19 protein-coding genes are annotated in these 21,125 nt (G+C 44.4%); 7 read left to right on the forward strand and 12 right to left on the reverse strand.

The annotated features are described in order from the left end of the window. Window positions 1-52: 52 nt before the first annotated feature. Entirely contained in the window at window positions 53-967 is a 915-nt protein-coding gene (locus AC3CIC_RS22205) for a LysR family transcriptional regulator (protein WP_394209335.1), read from the reverse strand. Window positions 968-1,341: 374 nt separating this feature from the next. Between AC3CIC_RS22205 and AC3CIC_RS22210 the strand changes: the two genes are divergently transcribed. The 4 genes from AC3CIC_RS22210 to AC3CIC_RS22225 all read left to right on the forward strand — a co-directional run bounded on the left by AC3CIC_RS22210 (window position 1,342) and on the right by AC3CIC_RS22225 (window position 7,325). Beyond that, window positions 1,342-3,450 (forward strand): methyl-accepting chemotaxis protein, encoded by a 2,109-nt coding sequence (locus AC3CIC_RS22210; RefSeq protein WP_488516275.1) that lies wholly within the window; start codon window positions 1,342-1,344, stop codon window positions 3,448-3,450. Window positions 3,451-3,689: 239 nt separating this feature from the next. Then, a complete protein-coding gene (locus AC3CIC_RS22215) occupies window positions 3,690-3,986 on the forward strand; it encodes a PTS fructose transporter subunit IIB (RefSeq protein ID WP_016962394.1) in 297 nt (98 codons plus the stop codon). Window positions 3,987-3,991: 5 nt separating this feature from the next. Continuing rightward, window positions 3,992-6,472 carry a phosphoenolpyruvate--protein phosphotransferase gene (ptsP, locus tag AC3CIC_RS22220; protein WP_488516276.1) on the forward strand — a complete coding sequence of 827 codons (2,481 nt, stop codon included), beginning with the start codon at window positions 3,992-3,994 and terminating at the stop codon, window positions 6,470-6,472. A 487-nt stretch (window positions 6,473-6,959) separates the two neighbouring features. After that, a complete protein-coding gene (locus AC3CIC_RS22225) occupies window positions 6,960-7,325 on the forward strand; it encodes a hypothetical protein (protein WP_488516277.1) in 366 nt (121 codons plus the stop codon). Between the two features lie 279 nt (window positions 7,326-7,604). Here the strand turns inward: AC3CIC_RS22225 and AC3CIC_RS22230 are convergent, their stop codons facing one another. The 11 genes from AC3CIC_RS22230 to AC3CIC_RS22280 form a co-directional block, all read right to left on the reverse strand. Continuing rightward, entirely contained in the window at window positions 7,605-9,728 is a 2,124-nt protein-coding gene (locus AC3CIC_RS22230; protein ID WP_488516278.1) for an AAA family ATPase, read from the reverse strand. 8 nt (window positions 9,729-9,736) lie between these two features. Continuing rightward, a complete protein-coding gene (locus AC3CIC_RS22235; RefSeq protein WP_488516279.1) occupies window positions 9,737-9,982 on the reverse strand; it encodes an AAA family ATPase in 246 nt (81 codons plus the stop codon). Next, a complete protein-coding gene (locus AC3CIC_RS22240) occupies window positions 9,979-10,692 on the reverse strand; it encodes an ABC-three component system middle component 1 (protein WP_488516280.1) in 714 nt (237 codons plus the stop codon). The genes AC3CIC_RS22235 and AC3CIC_RS22240 overlap by 4 nt, the downstream gene beginning before the upstream one ends. Then, a complete protein-coding gene (locus AC3CIC_RS22245; protein WP_488516863.1) occupies window positions 10,692-11,609 on the reverse strand; it encodes an ABC-three component system protein in 918 nt (305 codons plus the stop codon). Before AC3CIC_RS22245 ends, AC3CIC_RS22240 begins: the two co-directional genes overlap by 1 nt. Before the next feature lie 5 nt (window positions 11,610-11,614). Further along, window positions 11,615-12,124 (reverse strand): hypothetical protein, encoded by a 510-nt coding sequence (locus tag AC3CIC_RS22250; protein ID WP_488516281.1) that lies wholly within the window; start codon window positions 12,122-12,124, stop codon window positions 11,615-11,617. Between the two features lie 548 nt (window positions 12,125-12,672). Then, window positions 12,673-13,835 (reverse strand): IS3 family transposase gene (locus AC3CIC_RS22255; RefSeq protein WP_488514316.1). Its coding sequence is split into 2 segments (ribosomal slippage): window positions 12,673-13,580 and window positions 13,580-13,835, totalling 1,164 coding nucleotides; the frame shifts between segments, so codons are not numbered across the junction. 156 nt (window positions 13,836-13,991) lie between these two features. Then, window positions 13,992-14,831: a hypothetical protein gene (locus AC3CIC_RS22260; protein WP_488516282.1), complete on the reverse strand. Its 840-nt coding sequence runs from the start codon at window positions 14,829-14,831 to the stop codon at window positions 13,992-13,994. Between the two features lie 353 nt (window positions 14,832-15,184). Next, entirely contained in the window at window positions 15,185-15,604 is a 420-nt protein-coding gene (locus AC3CIC_RS22265) for a hypothetical protein (protein WP_488516283.1), read from the reverse strand. 286 nt (window positions 15,605-15,890) lie between these two features. Then, window positions 15,891-16,718: an AraC family transcriptional regulator gene (locus AC3CIC_RS22270; RefSeq protein WP_488516284.1), complete on the reverse strand. Its 828-nt coding sequence runs from the start codon at window positions 16,716-16,718 to the stop codon at window positions 15,891-15,893. 127 nt (window positions 16,719-16,845) lie between these two features. Beyond that, the gene (locus tag AC3CIC_RS22275) at window positions 16,846-17,160 is read right to left on the reverse strand and encodes a PTS fructose-like transporter subunit IIB (RefSeq protein WP_347230846.1); all 315 of its coding nucleotides are present in this window, start codon (window positions 17,158-17,160) and stop codon (window positions 16,846-16,848) included. A 104-nt stretch (window positions 17,161-17,264) separates the two neighbouring features. Next, window positions 17,265-18,317 carry a PTS fructose transporter subunit EIIC gene (locus AC3CIC_RS22280; protein ID WP_016961824.1) on the reverse strand — a complete coding sequence of 351 codons (1,053 nt, stop codon included), beginning with the start codon at window positions 18,315-18,317 and terminating at the stop codon, window positions 17,265-17,267. A gap of 626 nt (window positions 18,318-18,943) precedes the next feature. On the opposite strand from AC3CIC_RS22280, the gene AC3CIC_RS22285 reads away from it, so the two are divergent. From AC3CIC_RS22285 to AC3CIC_RS22295, 3 genes are read left to right on the forward strand one after another with little or no spacing between them, the layout of a single operon-like run. Continuing rightward, window positions 18,944-19,702 (forward strand): amino acid ABC transporter substrate-binding protein, encoded by a 759-nt coding sequence (locus AC3CIC_RS22285; RefSeq protein WP_016961826.1) that lies wholly within the window; start codon window positions 18,944-18,946, stop codon window positions 19,700-19,702. Then, complete coding sequence (locus tag AC3CIC_RS22290) at window positions 19,702-20,376, forward strand: amino acid ABC transporter permease (protein WP_016961827.1); 675 nt, start codon at window positions 19,702-19,704, stop codon at window positions 20,374-20,376. The genes AC3CIC_RS22285 and AC3CIC_RS22290 overlap by 1 nt, the downstream gene beginning before the upstream one ends. Then, entirely contained in the window at window positions 20,373-21,110 is a 738-nt protein-coding gene (locus tag AC3CIC_RS22295) for an amino acid ABC transporter ATP-binding protein (protein WP_488516285.1), read from the forward strand. Before AC3CIC_RS22290 ends, AC3CIC_RS22295 begins: the two co-directional genes overlap by 4 nt. Window positions 21,111-21,125 lie beyond the last annotated feature (15 nt).

Consider the following 21,125-nt stretch of genomic DNA (forward strand, 5'->3'; position numbering starts at 1 on the left):
GTTGATGTCATTTCGTCCAATTATAGTTTTTTACCTTTTCTGATAAATAAAATTAATCACTGGCCATCGGATAAGCGTGTGAGTGTGTATGAATCGCCGCCACTTCCATCGCCAATTTAGCCGCCTCTTCTGCTGCCCCATTGAAGGGGGCGCGAAGATAAGACGCTGTGAAGCCAAGCGGGGAAGGTGTCCAATCGCAGTTCACCGTGCGTAATCGGCCATTTTCAATTTCTGGTTCGGCAATCTTTGCTGGAAGGGTGGCGATACCTAGCCCATCTACCGTCATCCGTAAACAAGCTGACAAAGAACTCGACGTGAAAAAGCGCATATTGACGGCATCAGCTTGGTTGAATTGCTGTTTGATCTCACTAAATGGTTGGGTGTTGCGGGCGTAAGTGATCACGGGCCAAGGGGCTAGCTCTTCTATGGTCAATTTTCGTTCGGGTAGATTGAGAGACGGACTACCCACCCACACCAGAGGGTAACGACACAGCGGCAAGTTAGTCACAGAAGGCTCTGAAAGTGGCCCCATTAAAAATGCCAGATCGAGAGTTCTGTCCAGTAAATCGTGTCGAAGATTGGCGGTGACATCGACCGTGATATCAATATCCAATCGAGGAAATCGATCGTTAAAACTGCGCAAAAATTCCGTAAGCCAGGTGTGAACCACGGTTTCTGAAATGCCAAGTCGTAACGTTCCCGTAAACAGCGAGGTATTCTCGGCGCGCTTTTGAAATTGCTCTGCAGACATCAGCATTTTTTCTGCAAAAGGCAACAATTCGCGTCCTTTTGTCGTGAGAGAAATGGGCGATGCATCACGGTCGAACAGCGTAACGCCCAACTCTTTTTCTAAGCTGGCGATACGAGAAGAAATAGCAGGTTGCGTGGTGAACTGCTGGTCGGCAGCTTTTCGGAAACTACGGAGAGTGGCGACAATAACAAAGGTTTCTATTCGTTTCAGGTTCATAGTGACTGCTGGTTACTGTGAGTTATTGAAAAGATAGACTTTGATTTGCCAACCCATTGATCACAAGTAACACCGTATGGCATACATCACAGAGAAATCTTGTTAAGGCAGTTTTGGCGTCCTTAAATGCCCTGAATCTGTGAACTGGGTCTCGCGATACACTTCGCCTGCAAAATTGTCATTCCGGTTTTCATCCTATCGAAAGCAACATTTTCTTTTTTGGTCGGTTATCGTCCAATTTCCCGTAAAAGTATTTGCTCATTTTGTGCTCACGCAGTCAGCGATGAACTAGATTTAAATAATGTCTCGTTTTCGAGATGCGCATATTTTTTGGCAGCTGTCTTGCGCCACTTTCTGTCCTCTAGGAGAGACAAATGCTAAGCACAATAAGAAGCAAGCTAATTTCGGGTATCGTACTTTTACTGATCTTGCTATCAGTGACTGCAGGCGCTGGCTTATTTTATGTCTTCAAACTCGATCTTAGTATCAGAAGCTTAAGTGAAGATGTGACGCCGACTATTGAGAATACGGATGACATGATTGCCTCGTTGTGGGAGCGCGGAAAGGTCGCCAACGAGATCATGGCATCAGAAAGCAAAGAAGAAATTAAGCAATTGTATGAACAATTCGGGCCACTTAATAATGTGTTTGCTGAGTCCCATGAAGCGTTAAAAGGACTGCTTTCTGGGGATGAAGTTCGCATGGCATCGGAGGCCGACAAGGCTAACGTATCACTAAACGAATATGTTCAGTTGATGTACGAAGCGCATTATGCAGAGCTGGAAGAGGAAGAAAAAGCCAAGCGATTATTGGGTGATTTCGACCAAGTGGGTGGGCTTTTGATTTCTGCGCTTGATGAATTCGCGACAGAAAATGAAGCGGAAATGGCAAAAGCTGAAGCCCGAGGTGACGCACTTGCCGTTCAGTTTAGTGCAACCGCCGGTGATGTGAATGATGTACTTGGCGAATTGTTTGAGCGTGACTATCCGGTTGTCGAAGCCGCGCTAAAGCTGCAACGCTATGTGATTGAAATGCAAGATACTGCGGGTGAGTACCTTGCGGAAGAAGATGCTAATAATCTTCCCGCTATCAGAACGAACTTTGATGAATTAGGCTTACAAGTGGTTTCCTTGGTCGCTATTTTGGATAACCTCGCTGAATCTGCTGAAGACAAGCAAGATGCGATTGATCTAAGGAAAAACTTCGCCCAATGGCAATCAATGGCGTTGGAAGACGAGCGACTGTTTGACACTTACCGCGATCAACTTGAACAAGAAGTGGCTGCCGATAAGTATACCGAAGAGCTTGAATCGTACATCACGCTGGCAGATGGCTTTTTGGAACAACTTGCCGATTCTGCTGACTCGATTGCTGATAGTGCGGATGAGCAAGCGGCTGTGGCGGTGCAAACCGCTGTCACCATGGTTGCAGCGGTTTGGATTGTGGCAATGGTATTCGGCGCAATGACGACGTATGTGTTGATCCGAGCGATCATCAAGCCTGTTGATGAACTTCTCAAACGCCTCAATGATATAGCCCAAGGTGATGGTGACCTGACGCAGCGTGTAGATGACAGCGGTAACGATGAAATCGCTGCGCTTGGTAAGGCGTTCAATGGGTTCGTTATTAAAATCCAGTCTTTGGTTTCCCAAATTGCGACCGAGTCAGGTGTGCTGAACACCGCCATCGGGTCGATTTCGGACCTTTCAAACCGAGTGAGTGAACGTGTTGAAGTACAGAGCCAAGAAGTGGAATCTGTAGTGAGTTCTATCTATCAAGTCAACGATGCGGCAGACAGTATTTCGTCTAATGCCCAAAATTGTTCGGAAGCGTCTCGCTCCGCCAGCGATGATGGTGAATCAGCCAGGCAAGTCGTCCAACAGGCCGTCACATCGGTACAAGGTCTCGCGAAGGACATTGATCTCAGTTCGTCTGTTATCGACCAATTGAATACGGAAGTGGCGCGTATCGTATCCGTGCTTGGTGTGATTAGAGACATCGCTGAACAAACTAATCTACTGGCATTGAATGCAGCGATTGAAGCCGCACGCGCTGGAGAACAAGGCCGAGGCTTTGCGGTCGTCGCAGATGAAGTGCGTACTTTGGCCTCACGCACCCAAAACAGTACCAATGAGATTCAGGGCATGATCGACAGCCTTAAAAAAGGCGCTGATGACGCCGTAGAATCCATGAAGCGCTCTAAAACGGGTGGTGAAAGTACCGTTGAGTATGCACAAAATGCAGGTGATGCGTTGGAGCGGATCACACTGGCAATCAATAACCTCAACACCATGAATCAGGAAATCGCGACAGCGGCAGAAGAACAACGCAGCGTCGTTCATACGGCTAATACCAGTGCGAAGAATGTGAAGGAAGTGGTAGAGGAAAGCCGTCTCGCGGCGAAAGAAAACCTTAACTACACCCAAGACATGCGCGCATCACTGGGTAAGCTCAGTTCATTGGTGGGTCAATTCCGCGTATAGATAAACCGCGTAAACAAAACCTTTTTGAGGAATCAAAAGCCCGCATCTGTTGCGGGTTTTTTTGTGCGTAAGTGAGATTTTGAACTGAGTTCTCACCCCTTTCTAATCACGACGGTGACCCATTTCACACATTGATTTTCATGCGCGTTTTGTCCAGTAAATGATAGATATTTCATCTATTTGTCCAGCACGTTAAGGCATAGCATCAAGCTGTCTGGATTAAACGATAAGTAGTGCTCATGAAAGTAGTTGCGATTACTGCCTGCCACACCGGCATTGCCCACTGTTACATGGCGGCTGACCGTCTTGTTGACGCTGCGCGCATCCTGAACATTCAAATAAAAGTCGAAACGCAGGGCGCGATGGGTATCGAAAACAAAATATCGAAACGCGAGTTTGATGCTGCGGATCACATCGTGTTAGCGACCGAAATTAGCCCTGCTGAAAGCGACCGATACCACGGAAAACCCGTTTGTCAGGTCTCGGTTCAAGAAGCTATCAATCACTCCATTGCCTTATTGAAAAAATTTAAGTGAACCCAATGAAATTAGAACTCGCGTTTACCTGTGAACTCCCAAATGGCATTCATGCCCGCCCTGCAAACCACCTCGAAGCGGCCTGTCGCGCGTTTAACAGTCAAATTACACTTCACAATCTTCGCAATGACAATCAAGCGTCAGCGAAGAGCGTATTGTCGTTGGTTGGTACTGATACTCTACTTAATGATGCGTGTTTGCTTATCATCGAAGGTGATGATGCTGAACAAGCGCATGACACACTGACGGCTTACCTTCAGAACGAATTCCCACATTGCGATGAAGAGTTGGTAGTGATGGACGATGGCGACGTGACACTGCCACAATCGCTGATGAACCATAACCCGACCCTTATTCGAGCAAAGCGCCTTTCAGCGGGTATCGCAAAGGGTAAACTGATCCGTTACAACGACATCGAACTGTCAGTGTTTGAGCAAGAAACTGCATCGCTCAACTTTGAGCAAGCGAAGCAGCAAGTCACTGAAACCTTGATTAATAAAGCCGAGTTGGCAAGCGGCCAAGAAAAAGAAATCATCAAGGCACATCTGGGCATTTTGAACGATGACACCCTGAATGAAAAAGTGTCGGGTTTCGTTACCAGTGGTGAATCGCTGGCCAAAGCAATTCTTCTGACCGTTGCCGCCATCACTGAAACCTTGATGCAATCGTCTTCTGCATACCTAAAAGAACGTGTGCTGGACATCAAAGACATCGCGTTGCAATTGCTGATGACAGCGCATCCACACGTAGAAGTCTCTACCGATTTCACGCTGACTGAACCGTCAATCGTGATCGCCAACGATCTAACCCCGAGCCAATTTCTCGGCCTAGATCGTGACTATTTGCAAGGGCTGATCCTCACCCAAGCGGGTTCTACCTCGCACACCGTGATTCTGGCGCGTGCATTCAACATTCCTGCAGTATCTGGCGTTGAAATCGACGCGTGTGCGAAACACGAAGGCGAAACCTTGTTCGTGGATGGTGGCCTAGGCATCGTGGCGTTAGCGCCATCTGACGCAGTTGCTACTTACTTTGAGCGTGCTATGTGGTTGGCAGAACAAGTCAAAGCCACTGAAAGCGAATACCTGAACCTGCAAGCGCAAACCAAAGATGGCCACAAGATTGAAATCGCGGCAAACATCGCGTGTACCGTAGAAGCAGAATCGGCGTTTGCGAAAGGCGCGGAAGGCATTGGTCTGTTCCGCACAGAAATGCTGTTCATGGATCGCAGCACTGCGCCTGATGAGCAAGAACAATTCGATGCCTACAAGCAAGTGCTGGAAGCGGCTGGCGACAAAGCGGTGATCATCCGCACCATGGATATCGGTGGTGACAAGCCGTTGGATTACTTGAACCTGCCGCACGAGCACAACCCATTCTTGGGTTACCGCGCGGTGCGTATTTATCCGCAATTCCTAGCGTTGTTCCACACCCAAATTCGCGCCATTTTGCATGCCGCGAAATACGGTCACGCCAAGGTAATGATTCCGATGATTCAAAGCATCGAAGAAATCCGTTGGGTGAAAGAACAAATTGCCATTGTGAAAGCGCAGCTTGATGCCGAAAACGTGGTGTACGGTGAATTTGAGCTGGGCATCATGGTGGAAATCCCATCGGTGGCGTTCATCATGGATCAGTTCTGCAAAGAAGTGGATTTCTTCAGCATTGGCTCGAATGACATGACCCAATACCTGCTGGCAGTCGACCGCGATAATGACAATGTCGCCAAGCTATATAACAGCCTTGCTCCGTCGTTCCTGCGTCTACTTCGCGCGGTGGTCTCTGGCGCTCAAGCGCACGACAAATGGGTGGGCTTGTGTGGTGAGCTGGGCGCGAACAAGAAAGTGCTGCCATTGCTGGTGGGCGCGGGCTTGAACGAGTTAAGCATGGCTGCACCAAGCATTGCACCCACCAAAGCGGCCCTTCGCCAGTTCGACAGCGAAGCGTGTAAAGCCCTGTTCAATGAAGCGTGTGATTGCGCGACGATTGCCGACGTTGAAGCCTTGCTAGATGTATTTGCACAATCTCAAGAAGACAAGCCGCTGCTAGACGTTGAATGTGTGCTGCTTGATTGCGATTTCAACAGCAAAGAAGAAGCGATTCAAACGCTGGTGGGCAACCTAGGTGTACGTGGTCGCACTCACTTGGTCAACGAGCTAGAAGCCGATATCTGGGCACGTGAATCTGTGTTCACCACTGGCCTTGGCAATGGTTTTGCGATTCCACACACCAAATCAGACAACATTGCGCATTCGTCTATCTCTATCGCTCGCTTGAATAAGCCTGTGATTTGGAGCGACGACGAAGATGGCGCGGTCGAATTTGTCATCATGCTGACGCTCAATAAAAACCAAGGCGACCAGCACATGCGTATTTTCTCTGGCCTTGCGCGCAAACTGATTCATGCCACATTCAGAGACACCCTCAAAACAATGACAACAGAAGACGAGATGATCACCTTCCTAAAATCTGAATTAGCACTTTAAGACATCACCATAAGAAAAGCGTTACTCACGTCTATTGCCGCTCCTACGAGCGGCTTTTTTATGAGAATGCGTTTGATGCAGAATGTTTGGGGTTGTAACGGCTTAGAATGATCGCCATAAAACGTTTTTGACAAAAGTCATTTAGATGACTCGGATCAACCCTGATAATCCGAATCTTATTTCATCACCTTCTCATGCACTTGAGGTTCCGTGAATCACTGTATTTTTAGCTAGCACTAGACAGTGTTTATGACTTCCATTAATAGGTGACTTTCTAAACAGGCGTTCTTTGGGTCTTTGGCTGACTCGATGCTTGGGTTCTTAGTAGCTCTGTTTTTGAGCCTGAAATTTCTTCCTTTTAATCGTCATAAAGCATGGTTGCAACCAATTGGCTTTGTCAGTGCTGGAAGTAAATCTGATAACGCTAAGGCTTGGAATGAGTTATAACTGATATACCTTGCCAACAAAGTAAGCTCAGGTTTTTTATATGGATGAGTACCTAGCTGGCCTCAGGAAGATAAAGCAGCGTCATAACAACCTCCATTCGCTAAAGTGGTCACTCTTTAGTCTCTTTCTATTGTCATCAGTGGCAGCTGTTGCGATTCCTCTCTTCGCCATTTTTAATGCGGTAATCACTATCACCATATTTATTCTGTACTGGCGTTTAGCAACGGCAGAATGCCCTCGTTGTGAAAAGCGATTCTACAGCTTGCTCCAAATTGCGATTGGGCGAATGCATGTTGAAGAGGTTGTTGGCTCAGTGAAGTGCTGTCATTGTGGTTTGAAAATGAGTGAGTTGCCAGAGGTAGAAGAAACTGAGATGACATCTCACACCGATGAGTGGCGACAGTAAGCAACGCTGAAAATGGTGATAAATCTGCTACACAGAGCTAGAGAATGCGAAATTCCTGAGTTGTTACTAACTTATCAGGCCTTTCTGTATGTGGCAAACCCTCCCAAGCTTGAGCTGGGGACCAATCGATTACGAATAGTCCGTTGAGACGAAATTGGATAATTCTGAGTTACATGCTTTGCTAAATTAGCAAAGCATGTAACTCAAGTATTACAAATGCAGCCAGTCATAACAATCCCTCTAACTAAGTGATCTCGCCGCACCACTACACTGACTATCTTATTTGTCAGTAACAGTTCTATAATGAAACTTATTGCTCGGGACATGTTCTTCCCGTTGCATTAAATTAACAATTTTAACAGTCTCACTATGCTTCAAATACTTGTAGGTAAAATATCTAGCTACTTTAGCTTCATGCGTAGACAGAATGATTTGTTTCCCTTTGAAGTCATTCCGTAATACCTCAACCAATGAGGACATATTTATATCATCCATTGTCTGAACAGGATCGTCGATCAAAACGCTGCCAAATTTAGAGGCGTATACTTTATGTAAAGCTAAAGTCAATGCGATAACAACTGCTGATATCTGCCCTGAACTCATAGTATTTAGAATATCGTGATCACTTTCCCAATTAGAAACAAGTCGCACATTCTTTAACTCATCGTCCCCTGTCGGGTCTTTGATAAAAATCCCATGACCAAGCCCTGCTTGATGGAATTGGAGGATTTTTCCTGAGTAGATGTAAAAAGGGATCTCAATATCGGTAATAAGTTTCTTTCTGTACTGTTTAATCTTACTATTTAAAATATCAATCAGATTACTTACATCAATAATGGCTTGATCTAATAACCTACACTCCCTTAAAAGCTTGGAAAATTTCTCTGATATTTCCTTCAAAGAGCTGAAATAAAGGCTCTTGATATATACTTCTTTCTTATCGAGTTGGGCAATACTCACCTGATCCAGTCTGACATGTTGGCTATTAAAGTAATCCCTATATATTCGTTCGAATATTTTTTCACCATTGGTTTCATAATAACTCTCAGGAGCGGATCCAATAGCTGAGAATATACGTTCGCAAAGGAGATTTGTAGTCTCAATAATATTATTTCGCCCCCCCTCTACGGGAAAAGTGGTTGCTAACAAATCATCATGAAAAATACCTTCAGACAAAAGCCAAAGTCGAAGTTTGTCAAAACGCTCTCTCATGGTTATTGCCCTAGAAAGAGCAAGAAGATCTTCCTGAGATGGAGGTGATATTTGATCTACATAAACCTCACATGCTTTAACTAGGGCTGAAATATATGTGCTATTAAAAATATCTCTAGAAGCAACCAGAAGCTTGTCTTGTCCCGTCAACTCCGAACGGAGTAAATCTCCATGCTGAGATATTACTTGAGATAACGAATCATGCGACTGATAATCTTGTCCACAAAGCAAACATGACGATTCATCTGGTATCTTCTGAAGCCCTGAGAACATGGCATTATGATGTTTAATAAGTTCCGAATAAATGGAACTAAGTCCGTTTGCTTTGCTTTCTTGTTTGATAAGAGATTGGAGCGCCAATTTAAATGCATCGCCGTCTTTAAACTCCAAAGTTTGAAAAATCGTGTCAATGTTCTTAACGATAGATATCTGTTTGAGATCGCCACTTCTAAGCGTAACTTCGAAACTCTTGATGATTTGATACTTTTGACTTCGCGTAACATGTAAATCATGGTCATTGATAGAATTGAAGTAGCCTACATAAGATTCAAGAACCTCCCTCTGACGAATCGCGTTTTCAAAGCTTCGACTTCTAAGAAAATAACGGTGATGCTTAAGAAAGTTTTTAATGTTGACTATCTCTGCCAAAGAGCTGTTAAGTTTGTCTTGATTCAACTCAGGTATTTTAATATCGTCCCAAAAAGGGCTCTTGTTGGATTCAACTAACCATGGAAGAGCATAAACATGAGGTTCACTAACCCCAGTCGTTATATTTGTACTCTCATCGATTTTGTACAATTTCTTAATGGTATCAACTTTTGCGCTATTAGCTTTTTTCGACTTCCTCAATTTTCCAAGAATATCAGTAAGCTTGTTGAGCTTTTCATCTGCCTCACGAGTATTACCAAAAAGTTGTGCTAACTCTTCAGCTCGCTGAGTCTCGTTATTACCCTTTAGGAATCGTGATGTCTCTTCTTGCTGTACATAATGGAATAATAGAAAATCTCGCTTAAAATCTTTACTATCGAAATACTGATCCAATGCCAACTGACTTGATGTTACTGGTTGTCCATCAACTATCTCATAAAGCTCCCAAAGCTCTGCAAATCTAGAGATTTTTTTGGAACTGTTAGGAACTGATCTTTTCATCTGCCTTTTGAATATTTTTACTTTGGAATCACTGTCTTTCAATTCTAATTCTATTTCGACATGACCTTTCCCTTGATGCGCAACAACAACATCTGTGGGGTTCTGGCGGCCTCCAGGGATACAAGACGAGTCAAATTCCCAGTCAATGCTAACTCGATACCATCAAAGACCGATGTTTTTCCATACCCATTCGGTCCATCAAGCAAAACTAGCCGATAGTTCTCAAAATTAATGGTATACGGCTTATCACCAAATATCTTAAAGTTCTTAAAGGTGATTCTATTTAAGTTAATCATACTAAGCGCCCCCAAACCATTTCAACATTCTGAACGGCATTACTTTCAGTCCACTCTACATCCAAGTTTGTTAATTGGTTGTAGATTAAAGCTAACTCAGGTGATAATGAGTCATCAATATCATTAAGCAGATTGCTAAGTTGTTGCTCTTGTGGACTATAAGTAATAAAAGGCAGTTTGAGTGCGATCTTTAAAATTAGAGAATAATGGTTTTTTTGAAGCTTGTTGTTCTTTTTAAAATCAAGGAAACCTTTACCACTATCTACATTAATTATATTATTTATGACCGTGATGGTAACCTTTTCGACTTGCTCTTGAGCCAGATAGTTCTTTAAAGCCAGCACCTCCTGTTGAGACCCTGCGATTACATTTTTTTTAAAGTTATACTGATCCTCTTCAATCATCAGTATTGTTTTCCTGCTAATTTTATCTTCTTCGTGGCAGAGAAGCATGGTGCAATTTTTCTCAAAGGTTTGATCTACCTTACCTGACTGACTGATTTTTTCAAACCAGTCTTGAACTTGGTTTTCCAGTAGGTGTTGTGCAGTAATATCAGACTGCGTACGAAGTTGTACCGTAACAAAATATTCTTCTCGTTTACTTTCGGTTAGTGGACAAAATAAGTAGAAGTCTGCCACATCTTGTTTTAACGCGAGTTCGACTTGTTTATATCCATTGCTGGAAAGTATATTGTTAATAATATTAATCATTAGTTTAATGCTTCCTTTGCAGTAGATATGGGCACAAGTGTTATATGTTTCAAAATATCATCTCTTTTAGTTCGAGGATCTTCATCTTCAGCTGGTGGTGCTTCCGTATGTGCCATCGAAGTTGGACAAAATGTATGAGCCTCTAAACCACTGTAAATCAGGTTTTCAACCTCAAACAAAGTCTCAAACATATTGGGATTTGATGTGATTTTTCTTTCTATTTGTGTAACTCTAGCGGTAGAGGTAATAGTTGTAGGAAGGAAACTCTTGTGTGGTGGTGTCGTTGTACGATAACTAAAATTATATTTTGATGCGTTGTGTAAAGCTCGATCAAAATTGATTTCATGAAGGATTCTTATAAGTACATATCTGATACCATCAAGATCCGTTACCAAAGCATTAGTCGTGTTATTGTCATGTGCTAGATCAATATGGGGACAGAAGTTTCGGTAATACGCCCATAAATCCGTTGGGCTAAGATTTAAAAGAAACTTACTTGCTTCTTTTAGATTGCAAAGAATGTTTTCTTCTGGGTCGGTATAATCATCGGGATCACTTATATATTCATCTATCTGATGGGCAAATTGATTTTTAAATTTATATGCCAGATATTCATCCCCAATATCTTCATGATCATTTTCAAGAACCTCAAGAATCTCATTAAATGCTATCGATATTTTTTCTTCTTGTTGCTTAGTCTTATGTCGCCGGATAATATATCTATCCATCATACTTAGAAAATAGTGAAATGTTTTCTCTAACTGCTCTGTCGTACTAGTAATATTGCGAGCTTCCATTGCTATTGAAATTTCTGACTTAATCTTTTTGTTAACTTCCTCAAGATCGCAAAACCTATTATTATCCTCGTACAGATAGCTATCTATTCGATTTGTTGCGTCGCTCTGCCCGCCATGAATAGAATTTAAAACATCAAATAACTGTGCTGCGGTAAGTTCTGGAAGGTCGCCCTCAAGATAGCTGCCTGCTTGGGTTTATTTCTATCTGTAGATACCGCTTTTTCTATTATCGAACTTCCATCCTTTGGATTGGTGTTTCGATATTGATCTAAAAGAATCTTTAAATCATCCTTCATAGAAGCTTCAAGATCTTGAAAATTTGGTTTTGAGTTAATTTTCTTCCAAGTATGAATTTTTCCGATAACACCTTCTTGTTTATACAGTTCTAGAGTTATTTCAAGTAGAGCATCAGAATACTTACCATAAGCGCTAGAGTTATACGCTTTAACTTGATGGATAGAGACAGAGTTTCCATTACACAATATTTCAAAATCTTCATTGTCTTCCAGCATCAGAGCACGATCGGAAAAATCTGTCCCTACGGGGTCTGCATTGATCAATGTTAAAGCATAGTAGAGTGCTACTTTGCCTTGGTAATTAAAGCCACTCCAAGAAGGAGACGCATCAAAAGCCATTAAATCTCCAGTACCGACAATAATTTTATCGGAATAAAAAGCACCACAACAAATAAAATTAACTTACTGATTTATAGATATTAAAACTCGAAAATCGGTAATATAGTAGTTAATCTTACCTTTCATTAAGAATGAAAATATTATCCTATGAGGCATAGCTGACTAGCTTCTTGGAACAGACACATTTAGAAATAAATGAAGAAAACTGTCGGTGACTTACTTTCTTAAAATGTCTCATTAGATTGTCTTCCCCACATCCGGCGTATGCTACCGCCCTTTGATCATCGGCACGCAACACGCCATCACTGTCTAAATTATTTGGCTGGAATGTACCATGAAGTGCATAAAGCAAGTCTTGATTTTTATCTCATAGCAGAGTGAGTGACTAATGATTAGGCAGAAGTGGAAGCAGGATTTATTTAATGAATGGATAACACCTGAAAGATGTCTTTCTATGATTATATTCCTCGTTTGAAGACTATTGAAAATTGGCTAACTCACTTTGGGGCAGAAACGGCTTAGAGTGCAAGCTCTAAGCCATGTAGTGGTCAACTCATTCCGGACAGTAAATTAGGCTGATTTTCAGCTTTCGCAGGTGGAAGACCACCGTTATAACTATGCGGTCTCTTCCAGTTGTAATAGCTCATCAGGTAATGGCTGATATCTTTGGATGCCTCAGCAAAAGATGCATAGCCTGTTGCTGGTATCCATTCAGATTTTAGACTTCTAAATAGCCTTTCCATTGGAGCGTTGTCCCAGCAGTTGCCACGGCGACTCATGCTTTGTGTCATCCGATACCGCCACAGGTGTTGTCGAAACTGGCGACTGCTGTATTGGGAGCCTTGATCCGAATGGAACATCACGCCACTTGGTTTTCCTCGTTGCTCATACGCCATCGACAACGCTTTTGTCACCAATGCCGCATCAGGACTGTCAGACATGGCCCAACCGACAACCCGTCTGCGATACAGATCAATGACAACGGCAAGATAGCACCAACGATGACCCGCCCATATATAGGTAATATCGCCGCACCATACTTGATTTGGGGCGTCGACAGTGAACTGACGATCAAGCTGATTGGGAATATCAGGCCGTTCAACCGTAGCTTGCTTATAGTTATGTGAACCGGGTTGCTTGCTGATGAGTTGTGCCTCTTTCATCAATCGGCGAACCTTGAATCGTCCAATCTTATGTCCGATTTCACACATCATGCCGACCAGAGTGCGACTACCCGCAGAGCTTCTGCTCAGCGTAAACAGTCGGTTGATCTCGCTACGAAGATGCAAACGTTCAGCATCAATATCATGGCGTCGTTGGCAGTGCTCATAGTAAGTCGACGTGGCGATATCGAACACAGTACAGACCAATTCTACCGGTTCTTGCTCTCTCAATTGGTCTATCAGCGCGTACGTTCGAGTTCGTCCGACATCAAGAGAGCAGTAGCCTTTTTTAGAATAGATTTTTCTCGTTCAAGTCGATGGATCCTTGCCTCTAACTCTTGGATTTTCTGCTGCTCTGGCGTTAAGGCTTTGGAAACTGGCGTACTACCGCCGCGCTCTTGTTCAAGTTGTGTGACCCAGCGTCTGAGTCCCGTTTCACCGACGTTTAATGAGCGGCTAGCCTCAGCAATTGAATACCCTTGGTCAAGTACCAAACAGGCTGCTTCTAGTTTAAATTCAGCGGAGAATGAACGACGTTGTCTTGTCATGGAACACCTCTTTCTTTAGTGGTGACTTTACCACCTTAAATGGTGTCCGGGATCATTAAACCACTACACCACTAACCTAGGATAATTTGAGCTTGGGCAAAATCAAATTTGTTCCAGCCCACAGACCAAGTGGCTATTCAAGGGATTACAGGTTTTTCACTCTTTTTTCTTGATAACTCCCCTCTGCGCCATACTGTACGCATAATTAAAACCGGAAAGTGGCAGGTCTATCGTGCCGCTGGAAGTACTTATTTTGATGTTTTTTAACCCCTGAACGCCCGCTGCTCTTATCGCTGCCAAGGTAGCATTGTTAAGGCTATATTCAGGACTCGAGTAAGCTAAGTTGCAGGAAACGATAGCTGAAATGAGTAGCTCACCGCCAATACCCACATCTGTATATTCTGGTCTTGTACCTATACCTAACTTTTTGCAGTTCGCATTAACCATCAGCCTCAGAGAGGGTTCATTTCCCAAATGGTCCAAAGAGGTAGGGAGTTGTACTGGTGGCGTTAGCGTTGCAACAAAATTTTCAGCTTCGTACGAGAAGTGATTCGGTGATTTTTCAACCCATATTGTGGGTGCGGGTTTGCTTGCTTGAAGCACGTTTAACGCTCTACTATCGAGTCTCGGTATCCACCAACTTCCAATGAGGCCAGTCTGCTCTGGAATATGTTCAATGAGTGTTAAGCCATTGCGCGTGATCTTGTAGATGTAGTTACTACTGGCAACGATAAGATTTGAGTCTTGACGTGCCATTCTCATTGCAATCTTTATCCGTCCATCTCCTTCATCGGTCGCAATCGCATATACATTCATCGGTACTGTTTTGTCTTCCACTGAATAAATATAGAAAAGTTCACCGAAAGTTAGGTTGTCTTTCTGTACATTTAGTGTTTGTACGTCTCTGTAGTACTCAGGATTGTCTGCCATTTGTCTCGCGCAACCTGACATCACCAATGTCACAGATATTGCGGCGATTAGAGCTAATTTTTTCACTGTTATACCCTATAAATTGTGTGGATTTTCGGCATATTATAATGGGCATTTTTGGGGGGGGGGTGGGTATTGTTACGACTCATCTAAGTCTTTTTTTTCAATATGATAGCTATATCACCTTTGTCGAGTATTGAGATAATGCAAGCGCACTGACAACATGGCTGTACCAACTCGCTTGCGGGTATTCAACAATACCGAGTTTTAAATCTACATCACGTTTTAGTCTAAGAAAATCTAGTGAAAATGTTTAAAGAGAGGCTTAGGAGATCTGAACGCGCAAACACGGAAAGGGGCAAAACCGATTTAATTCTCATGAAAAAACGGAGGATGCCCCTCCGTTTACGCCAAGTTTTCTATTGTTCTGGCACTACGGCTGCCTGACTGCCCACCTTCACCACTTTTCCACTGTGTTGCTCGGTATAGCGTTGCGCCTCCGAAACAGACGAGAACCACTGAACCAAGTAACCAGCATCTAGCCGTTCGGTGCTATAGGGGAGAAGTGTACCTTTCGGAGCCGCTGAAACGATTTTCTTAAAGTCCGCCCAACAGCTCCATCCATTCTCGGCTGCCAACATATGAAGTAGATGCTTACGTTGAATAGTGGCGGAGTGACGCTTGAGTTCTGGCAAGGTGATATCGGTGAATATCTTAGATTCAAGCAAACGCCTAAGCACGGGCAGAGATTGTGCCAGTGAATCAGACTGAGCGGCTTTTTGTAGAAACTTGGCTTCGCGAAGCCACAGTTGAAGATCGGGATTGTTTTGATGACGCATATCGTCCTCCTTGTATACAACCTACTCGCTATGGGTTGTGGGATGATATGTGAGTGAAATGCTGATTAACTCTGGTTTATGCGTTGGTACGATTGCTTTGGCGAGGTAGGCTTCCAACTAACCTAAATGAAGAGTACTACTGCAACATTCATTTATCAACCGTCGTCAATGATTCGGTAATTGGTTTTAGCATCAATGCATTAGGAAACCACATTAGACTCCTCGCGTATAAAGCTAAATCTGGGAGGGGTAGCCATCTCTGACTTCTGACTGCTAACCTCGGGCCTCAAACCGCCCCCAATCGATACCCACTTGGTGTCTTACCTGTTTTGTTCTTAAACACGCGGCAGAAATAATTGGTGTCTTTGAACCCGCAACGATGAGCAATTTCTTCTAGTTTAAAGTTGTATTTTTTCAGCATGAATTTGGCACGGTCAAGGCGAACATAGGTCACGTAGTCAGCGTATTTCACAGAGCCTTCTTGGTTAAACAAACGTGAAACATGGGCGGACGACACACCAAATCGGTTGGCGACGGAAACACGGGTAATGTCTTTGTGGAAGTTCTCTTGCACGTAAATACACATGCTGCGGTAAAGCTTTTCACTGCGGCTGATTTTGCTTTGAACGGGGTTGTCTAGCAATTCGAGACAATACAGAATCAGCGCATTGGCGAGGTGTTCTCCCATTACGTTCGAGCGGCTTTTATCACTCATGCAGTTGAGAGCGTCCAGCACATGCTCCAAGGCCATGGATGATGGCAGTGAAAGCGCATGCTTTTGCACGTCCACAAACCCTCCTTCCGTTGTGTACTGCACAAAACTGAACCCAACCTGATGCTTGCCAAACAGAACAGAAACCATTTTGCATGGCTTCTCCCACGTCGGCTTGCTCCAGGCATTGGAAGGGATGTACACCATCTCTCCTTGTTTCAGCGTTAGCTGGCTACAGCCACCTTTGGCATCCACAATCAGGTCGTATTCTCCCTCAAGAATAATTTCAAGGCGGTTGAAATTGACTTGATATGCGCCTTCCGGTGGCGTGCTCTCGTTGCTGCAAATGGCGACAAGCTTTCCGTTAAAATGGGTGAGTGATTCAGTAATGTTGATGTGCATGGCGATTTATCTTTTATTGAATACGAATGCGTAAAGCGATGTAAGAAGGTAGGTAAATAAGTGGAGCTTTACGGATGGTAAAAACGAAGAAAGCGGAGTGGGTTTGGCATCCACTCCGCTGGAATGATTAAGCTTGCGCTAACATGCTCTCTAACTTACTGATAATGTCAGGGGCTTGTTTTGCTGCTTGGGTAACGGTGACACGAACAATCTTCTTACCCGCAAAACGCTCTTCTCGTTTGATGGCGATGTCTTTGGTTAAGATAACCACATCTGCCGATGCAACGTCTTCTGCGGAAAGTTCGTTTTCAACGCCAATGGCGCCTTGAGTTTCAATTTTAACGTCCCAGCCTTTTGCGCGAGCCGCGGTTTCCAGTGCTTCTGCTGCCATGTAAGTATGAGCAACGCCAGATGGGCAAGAAGTTACGCCGATAAGTTTCATAATCAATCTCTCTTTTACACTTTTATTGTTATTAGTTCAGTGTGGAGCGACAACGTTATTGGAGGTCGTCGCTCCGTTAATTCGTGGTTTTAGCTAAACATGTATTAGTCGAAGGACAGTTCAAGTTCTTCAGTGTTTGCTTTTGTTTCTTCTTCACGGTCAGCGACGGGTTTTTTCAGTGCGTTCACAACAAGGGCTGTGGTTGCGGCACCTGCAATAACCGCGATGACATACATCATGCGACCTTCAACGACGGGTAGAACAATCAGGCCACCCCAAGGCGCGTGGTTAAGCACACCTGCCATGAAGGCCACAACGTTACCGACGATACCGCCTGCTACGATGGCTGGGATAACGCGTGCTGGGTCATTGGCTGCGAAGGGAATTGCACCTTCAGTGATACCGATACAACCCATGATTGCTGCTGCTTTACCGGCTTCTTTTTCTTCTGGAGAGTATTTCTTAGGAGCAAGGAAAGTTGCCAGAGCCATGCCGAGTGGTGGCACACAGATTGCCACACCAACGCCGCCCATCAACCAAGGTTGAGTGCCAACTTGAGTTTGTGCGAACAGGGTTGCGACTTTGTTGATTGGGCCGCCCATATCGAATGCTGTCATCCCACCTAGCACTGCACCCAGAACCGCTTTAGATGCGCCAGCCATGGATTGCAGGCCTTCGTTCATGAATGCCATGAAGCCAGCGATAGGTTGACCGATTACCCAAACAACCAGTGCTGATACGATGAACGTACCGCCGATTGGAATAATGAAGTAGGTTGAAAGCGCTTTAAGCTTGTTAGAAAGAGGAATGCGCTTCAGTTGTAGAACAACGTAACCTGCGATGAAACCGACGATGATTGCACCAAGGAACCCCGCTTGTACTTGGTTAGCAAGGTAAGCACCAATCATACCTGGAGCCAATGCTGGACGGTCTGCGATTGAGTAAGCGATGTAACCGCCAAGAACAGGAACAAACAGGGTGAAACCTGCGATACCCATGTCCCAAATGCCTTCAAGGAACACACCTTCAGGTACCGCGCCTTTACCGCCAAGCATGACAGATAGAGCAAGTAGAACACCACCTGCAACAACGAATGGCAACATGTGGCTGGTGCCGGTGAGTAGGTGACGCTTCAACTCTGCTAAGTTAGTTTTCATGGTTCAGACCTTTGTTTAATGTTTTTAGATTTGTAGGGAGATGGCCTGATTATGCGCTCGGTCTGGTGCTTAAGATATTGGACAAATAAGCCCTTTACTGGAGAAATGTTGCATGTTGAACTGACTGAGAAGGCAATCACATATCCTTGATTTTAGTGATCTTATTAACACTATTTGCCGTGTGATTACGGTGATTCTTCTCTCTGTGACTGGAGGCTGGCGCTCTACGATCTACAATGAATGATCGACGCATCAAGGAAGAGTGAAATGCCCTTCTTGATCTTCTGCCGGGGAGTCGCTCTTCTCGTTCCTGGTGATGGCTGTTAGATAACATGAGCGGGTGCTAAACGGCATCCGCTTTTTTGTGCGTGATGCTCTGCATTTGTCGACGGAAGCAGCATTAACGGTTAAGTGGGGCGATTGTTTTTACTTCTCAGGCTTATTGGAGTGAATAAATATGGGTGAATTGGGATTATCTTAGTCAAAAACACCGTTCAATTTTTATACTGCAAACTATAAGGCCAGTAAATGTCTTATTTACAGAGTATTAAATAGATCGTTTCGTTATTTATTACAAAATTTCACTTAGGTTACATTGGCGACATCAAAAAAATGGAGTAATAAAAATGTCTTCAATGAAAAATCTTTTGCTTGCCACCCTTGCTTTGGCAACCAGCGTTACCGCTACTGCTTCACTGGCTCAAGACGATGTGAAAGTGGGTATGTCTGGCCGTTATTTCCCATTCACTTTTGTGAAAATGGATGAACTGCAGGGCTTTGAAATTGATGTTTGGAACGAGATTGGTAAGCGTGCTGACTATAACGTTGAATTCGTGACATCGAGTTTTTCTGGTTTGTTTGGCATGTTAGAAGCGGGTCATATCGACACCATCAGTAACCAAATTACCATCACCGAAGCGCGCACTGCTAAGTACGCATTCTCCGTCCCTTACGTTTTGGATGGTGCGCAAGTTGTGATCCGAAAGGGCCGTGATGACATCGCAGGTATTGATGACCTGAAAGGCAAGAAAGTCGCGGTGAACCTTGGCAGTAACTTTGAGCAACTACTGCGTAACTACGACAAGAAAAACGAAATCAACATCATCACGTATGATTCTGGATTTGAGCAAGATGTGGCGCTAGGCCGCACCGATGCTTTCATCATGGACCGCGTTTCTTCGGCACAGCTTATTCAAAAGTCTGGCTTGCCATTGCAACTGGCGGGCGAACCGTTCGAGACGATTCAGAACGCGATGCCATTTTTGAACACGCCTGAAAAATTAGCGATTAAAACCAAAGTTGACCAAGCACTGACCGAGATGAAAGCCGACGGCACCCTAAGCGAAATCTCTCAGAAATGGTTCGACTCTGACATTACCCAATAATGAACGGCTTCGATTTTGACTACATGCTAGCGCTGCTCCCGATACTGGTAAAGTATCTGGGAGTCACCCTAGAAATGTCGCTGATAGGCTTTGCGATTGCTCTGGTGTTATCGGTGTTTCTCGCACTGGTAAGGGTGTTCAGAGTCAACGTATTGAATGCGATTGTGGTGGTGTATATCTCTTTCTTTAGAGGGACACCGTTGCTGGTTCAATTGTTTTTACTGTATTACGGTCTGCCACAAGTGTTCCCGATTTTCGTCGGTATGGATGCATTTACTGCGGCGGTCATTGGTATCTCGCTTCATTTCTCTGCGTACATGGCCGAGAGCATTCGCGCCGCCATAATGGGGATTGATAAGAACCAGCTGGAAGCGAGCCTCAGTGTTGGTATGACTGAACTTCAAGCCATGAGACGCATTATCTTGCCTCAGGCTGCACGTGTCGCGACGCCATCGCTAATGAACTATTTTATCGATATGATCAAAAGTACCTCGTTGGCCTTTACGCTGGGTGTGGCAGAAATCATGGCGAAAGCGCAGATGGAAGCGTCATCGAGCTTTAAGTTCTTTGAAGCATTTTTGGCCGTCGCACTGATTTACTGGCTGGTGGTGATTTTCTTCACCCAGGTTCAGTCAATGTTGGAAGTCAGGTTGAATAAGGCGTATGCGCGATGATTAGTGTCAAACGGTTAAGCAAACGCTTTGGTGACGTAGAAGTGCTAAAGCACATCGACCTTGACATTCATCAAGGTGAGATTGTGGCGATCATTGGGCCATCGGGCACAGGAAAATCCACGCTGTTGCGTTGCCTGAACTTTCTCGAAACGCCAACAACCGGAGACATTCAAATTGGTGGGGTTAGCGTCACTGCAGAAAAAGCCACCAAGTCTGACATTCATCAGTTACGCAAACAGAGCAGTTTCGTGTTTCAAAGTTACGCGCTGTTTGCGAATAAAACGGCGCTGGCGAATGTGGCGGAATCTCTGATTACCGTTTGGAAAGAGCCTAAAGCACAAGCAGAAGAATCCGCCAGAAAACTACTTGAGAGCGTGGGCATGATGGACCACCTTCATAAGTATCCGGCACAGCTCTCTGGCGGTCAGCAGCAGCGTGTCGGCATTGCGCGCGCGATGGCGTGCAAAGGCGAGGTGATTTTGTTTGATGAGCCGACATCCGCGCTTGACCCTGAATGGATCGACGAAGTGTTGTCTGTCATGAAACAACTGGCTCAGCAAAAACAGACCATGATTGTTGTTACCCATGAGATGCAGTTTGCGCGTGATATTGCAGACACCGTGATTTTCATGGAAGGCGGCGTGATTGTGGAACAAGGGCCCCCTTCGCAAATCTTTGATAACCCGCAACATGATCGTACTCGTGCGTTTGTCGCAAGAGCCATGGGTTACTAACAAGACATCAGCTCA

This window comes from Enterovibrio sp. QJM3NY_24, assembly GCF_057786035.1.

Excerpts from the sequence above, each read along its gene's own strand:
- AC3CIC_RS22205 (WP_394209335.1), bottom strand. The coding sequence starts at position 967 with ATGAACCTGAAACGAATAGAAACCTTTGTTATTGTCGCCACTCTCCGT.
- AC3CIC_RS22210 (WP_488516275.1), top strand. The coding sequence starts at position 1,342 with ATGCTAAGCACAATAAGAAGCAAGCTAATTTCGGGTATCGTACTTTTA.
- AC3CIC_RS22215 (WP_016962394.1), top strand. The coding sequence starts at position 3,690 with ATGAAAGTAGTTGCGATTACTGCCTGCCACACCGGCATTGCCCACTGT.
- ptsP (WP_488516276.1), top strand. The coding sequence starts at position 3,992 with ATGAAATTAGAACTCGCGTTTACCTGTGAACTCCCAAATGGCATTCAT.
- AC3CIC_RS22225 (WP_488516277.1), top strand. The coding sequence starts at position 6,960 with ATGGATGAGTACCTAGCTGGCCTCAGGAAGATAAAGCAGCGTCATAAC.
- AC3CIC_RS22235 (WP_488516279.1), bottom strand. The coding sequence starts at position 9,982 with ATGATTAACTTAAATAGAATCACCTTTAAGAACTTTAAGATATTTGGT.
- AC3CIC_RS22240 (WP_488516280.1), bottom strand. The coding sequence starts at position 10,692 with ATGATTAATATTATTAACAATATACTTTCCAGCAATGGATATAAACAA.
- AC3CIC_RS22250 (WP_488516281.1), bottom strand. The coding sequence starts at position 12,124 with ATGGCTTTTGATGCGTCTCCTTCTTGGAGTGGCTTTAATTACCAAGGC.
- AC3CIC_RS22265 (WP_488516283.1), bottom strand. The coding sequence starts at position 15,604 with ATGCGTCATCAAAACAATCCCGATCTTCAACTGTGGCTTCGCGAAGCC.
- AC3CIC_RS22270 (WP_488516284.1), bottom strand. The coding sequence starts at position 16,718 with ATGCACATCAACATTACTGAATCACTCACCCATTTTAACGGAAAGCTT.
- AC3CIC_RS22275 (WP_347230846.1), bottom strand. The coding sequence starts at position 17,160 with ATGAAACTTATCGGCGTAACTTCTTGCCCATCTGGCGTTGCTCATACT.
- AC3CIC_RS22280 (WP_016961824.1), bottom strand. The coding sequence starts at position 18,317 with ATGAAAACTAACTTAGCAGAGTTGAAGCGTCACCTACTCACCGGCACC.
- AC3CIC_RS22285 (WP_016961826.1), top strand. The coding sequence starts at position 18,944 with ATGTCTTCAATGAAAAATCTTTTGCTTGCCACCCTTGCTTTGGCAACC.
- AC3CIC_RS22290 (WP_016961827.1), top strand. The coding sequence starts at position 19,702 with ATGAACGGCTTCGATTTTGACTACATGCTAGCGCTGCTCCCGATACTG.
- AC3CIC_RS22295 (WP_488516285.1), top strand. The coding sequence starts at position 20,373 with ATGATTAGTGTCAAACGGTTAAGCAAACGCTTTGGTGACGTAGAAGTG.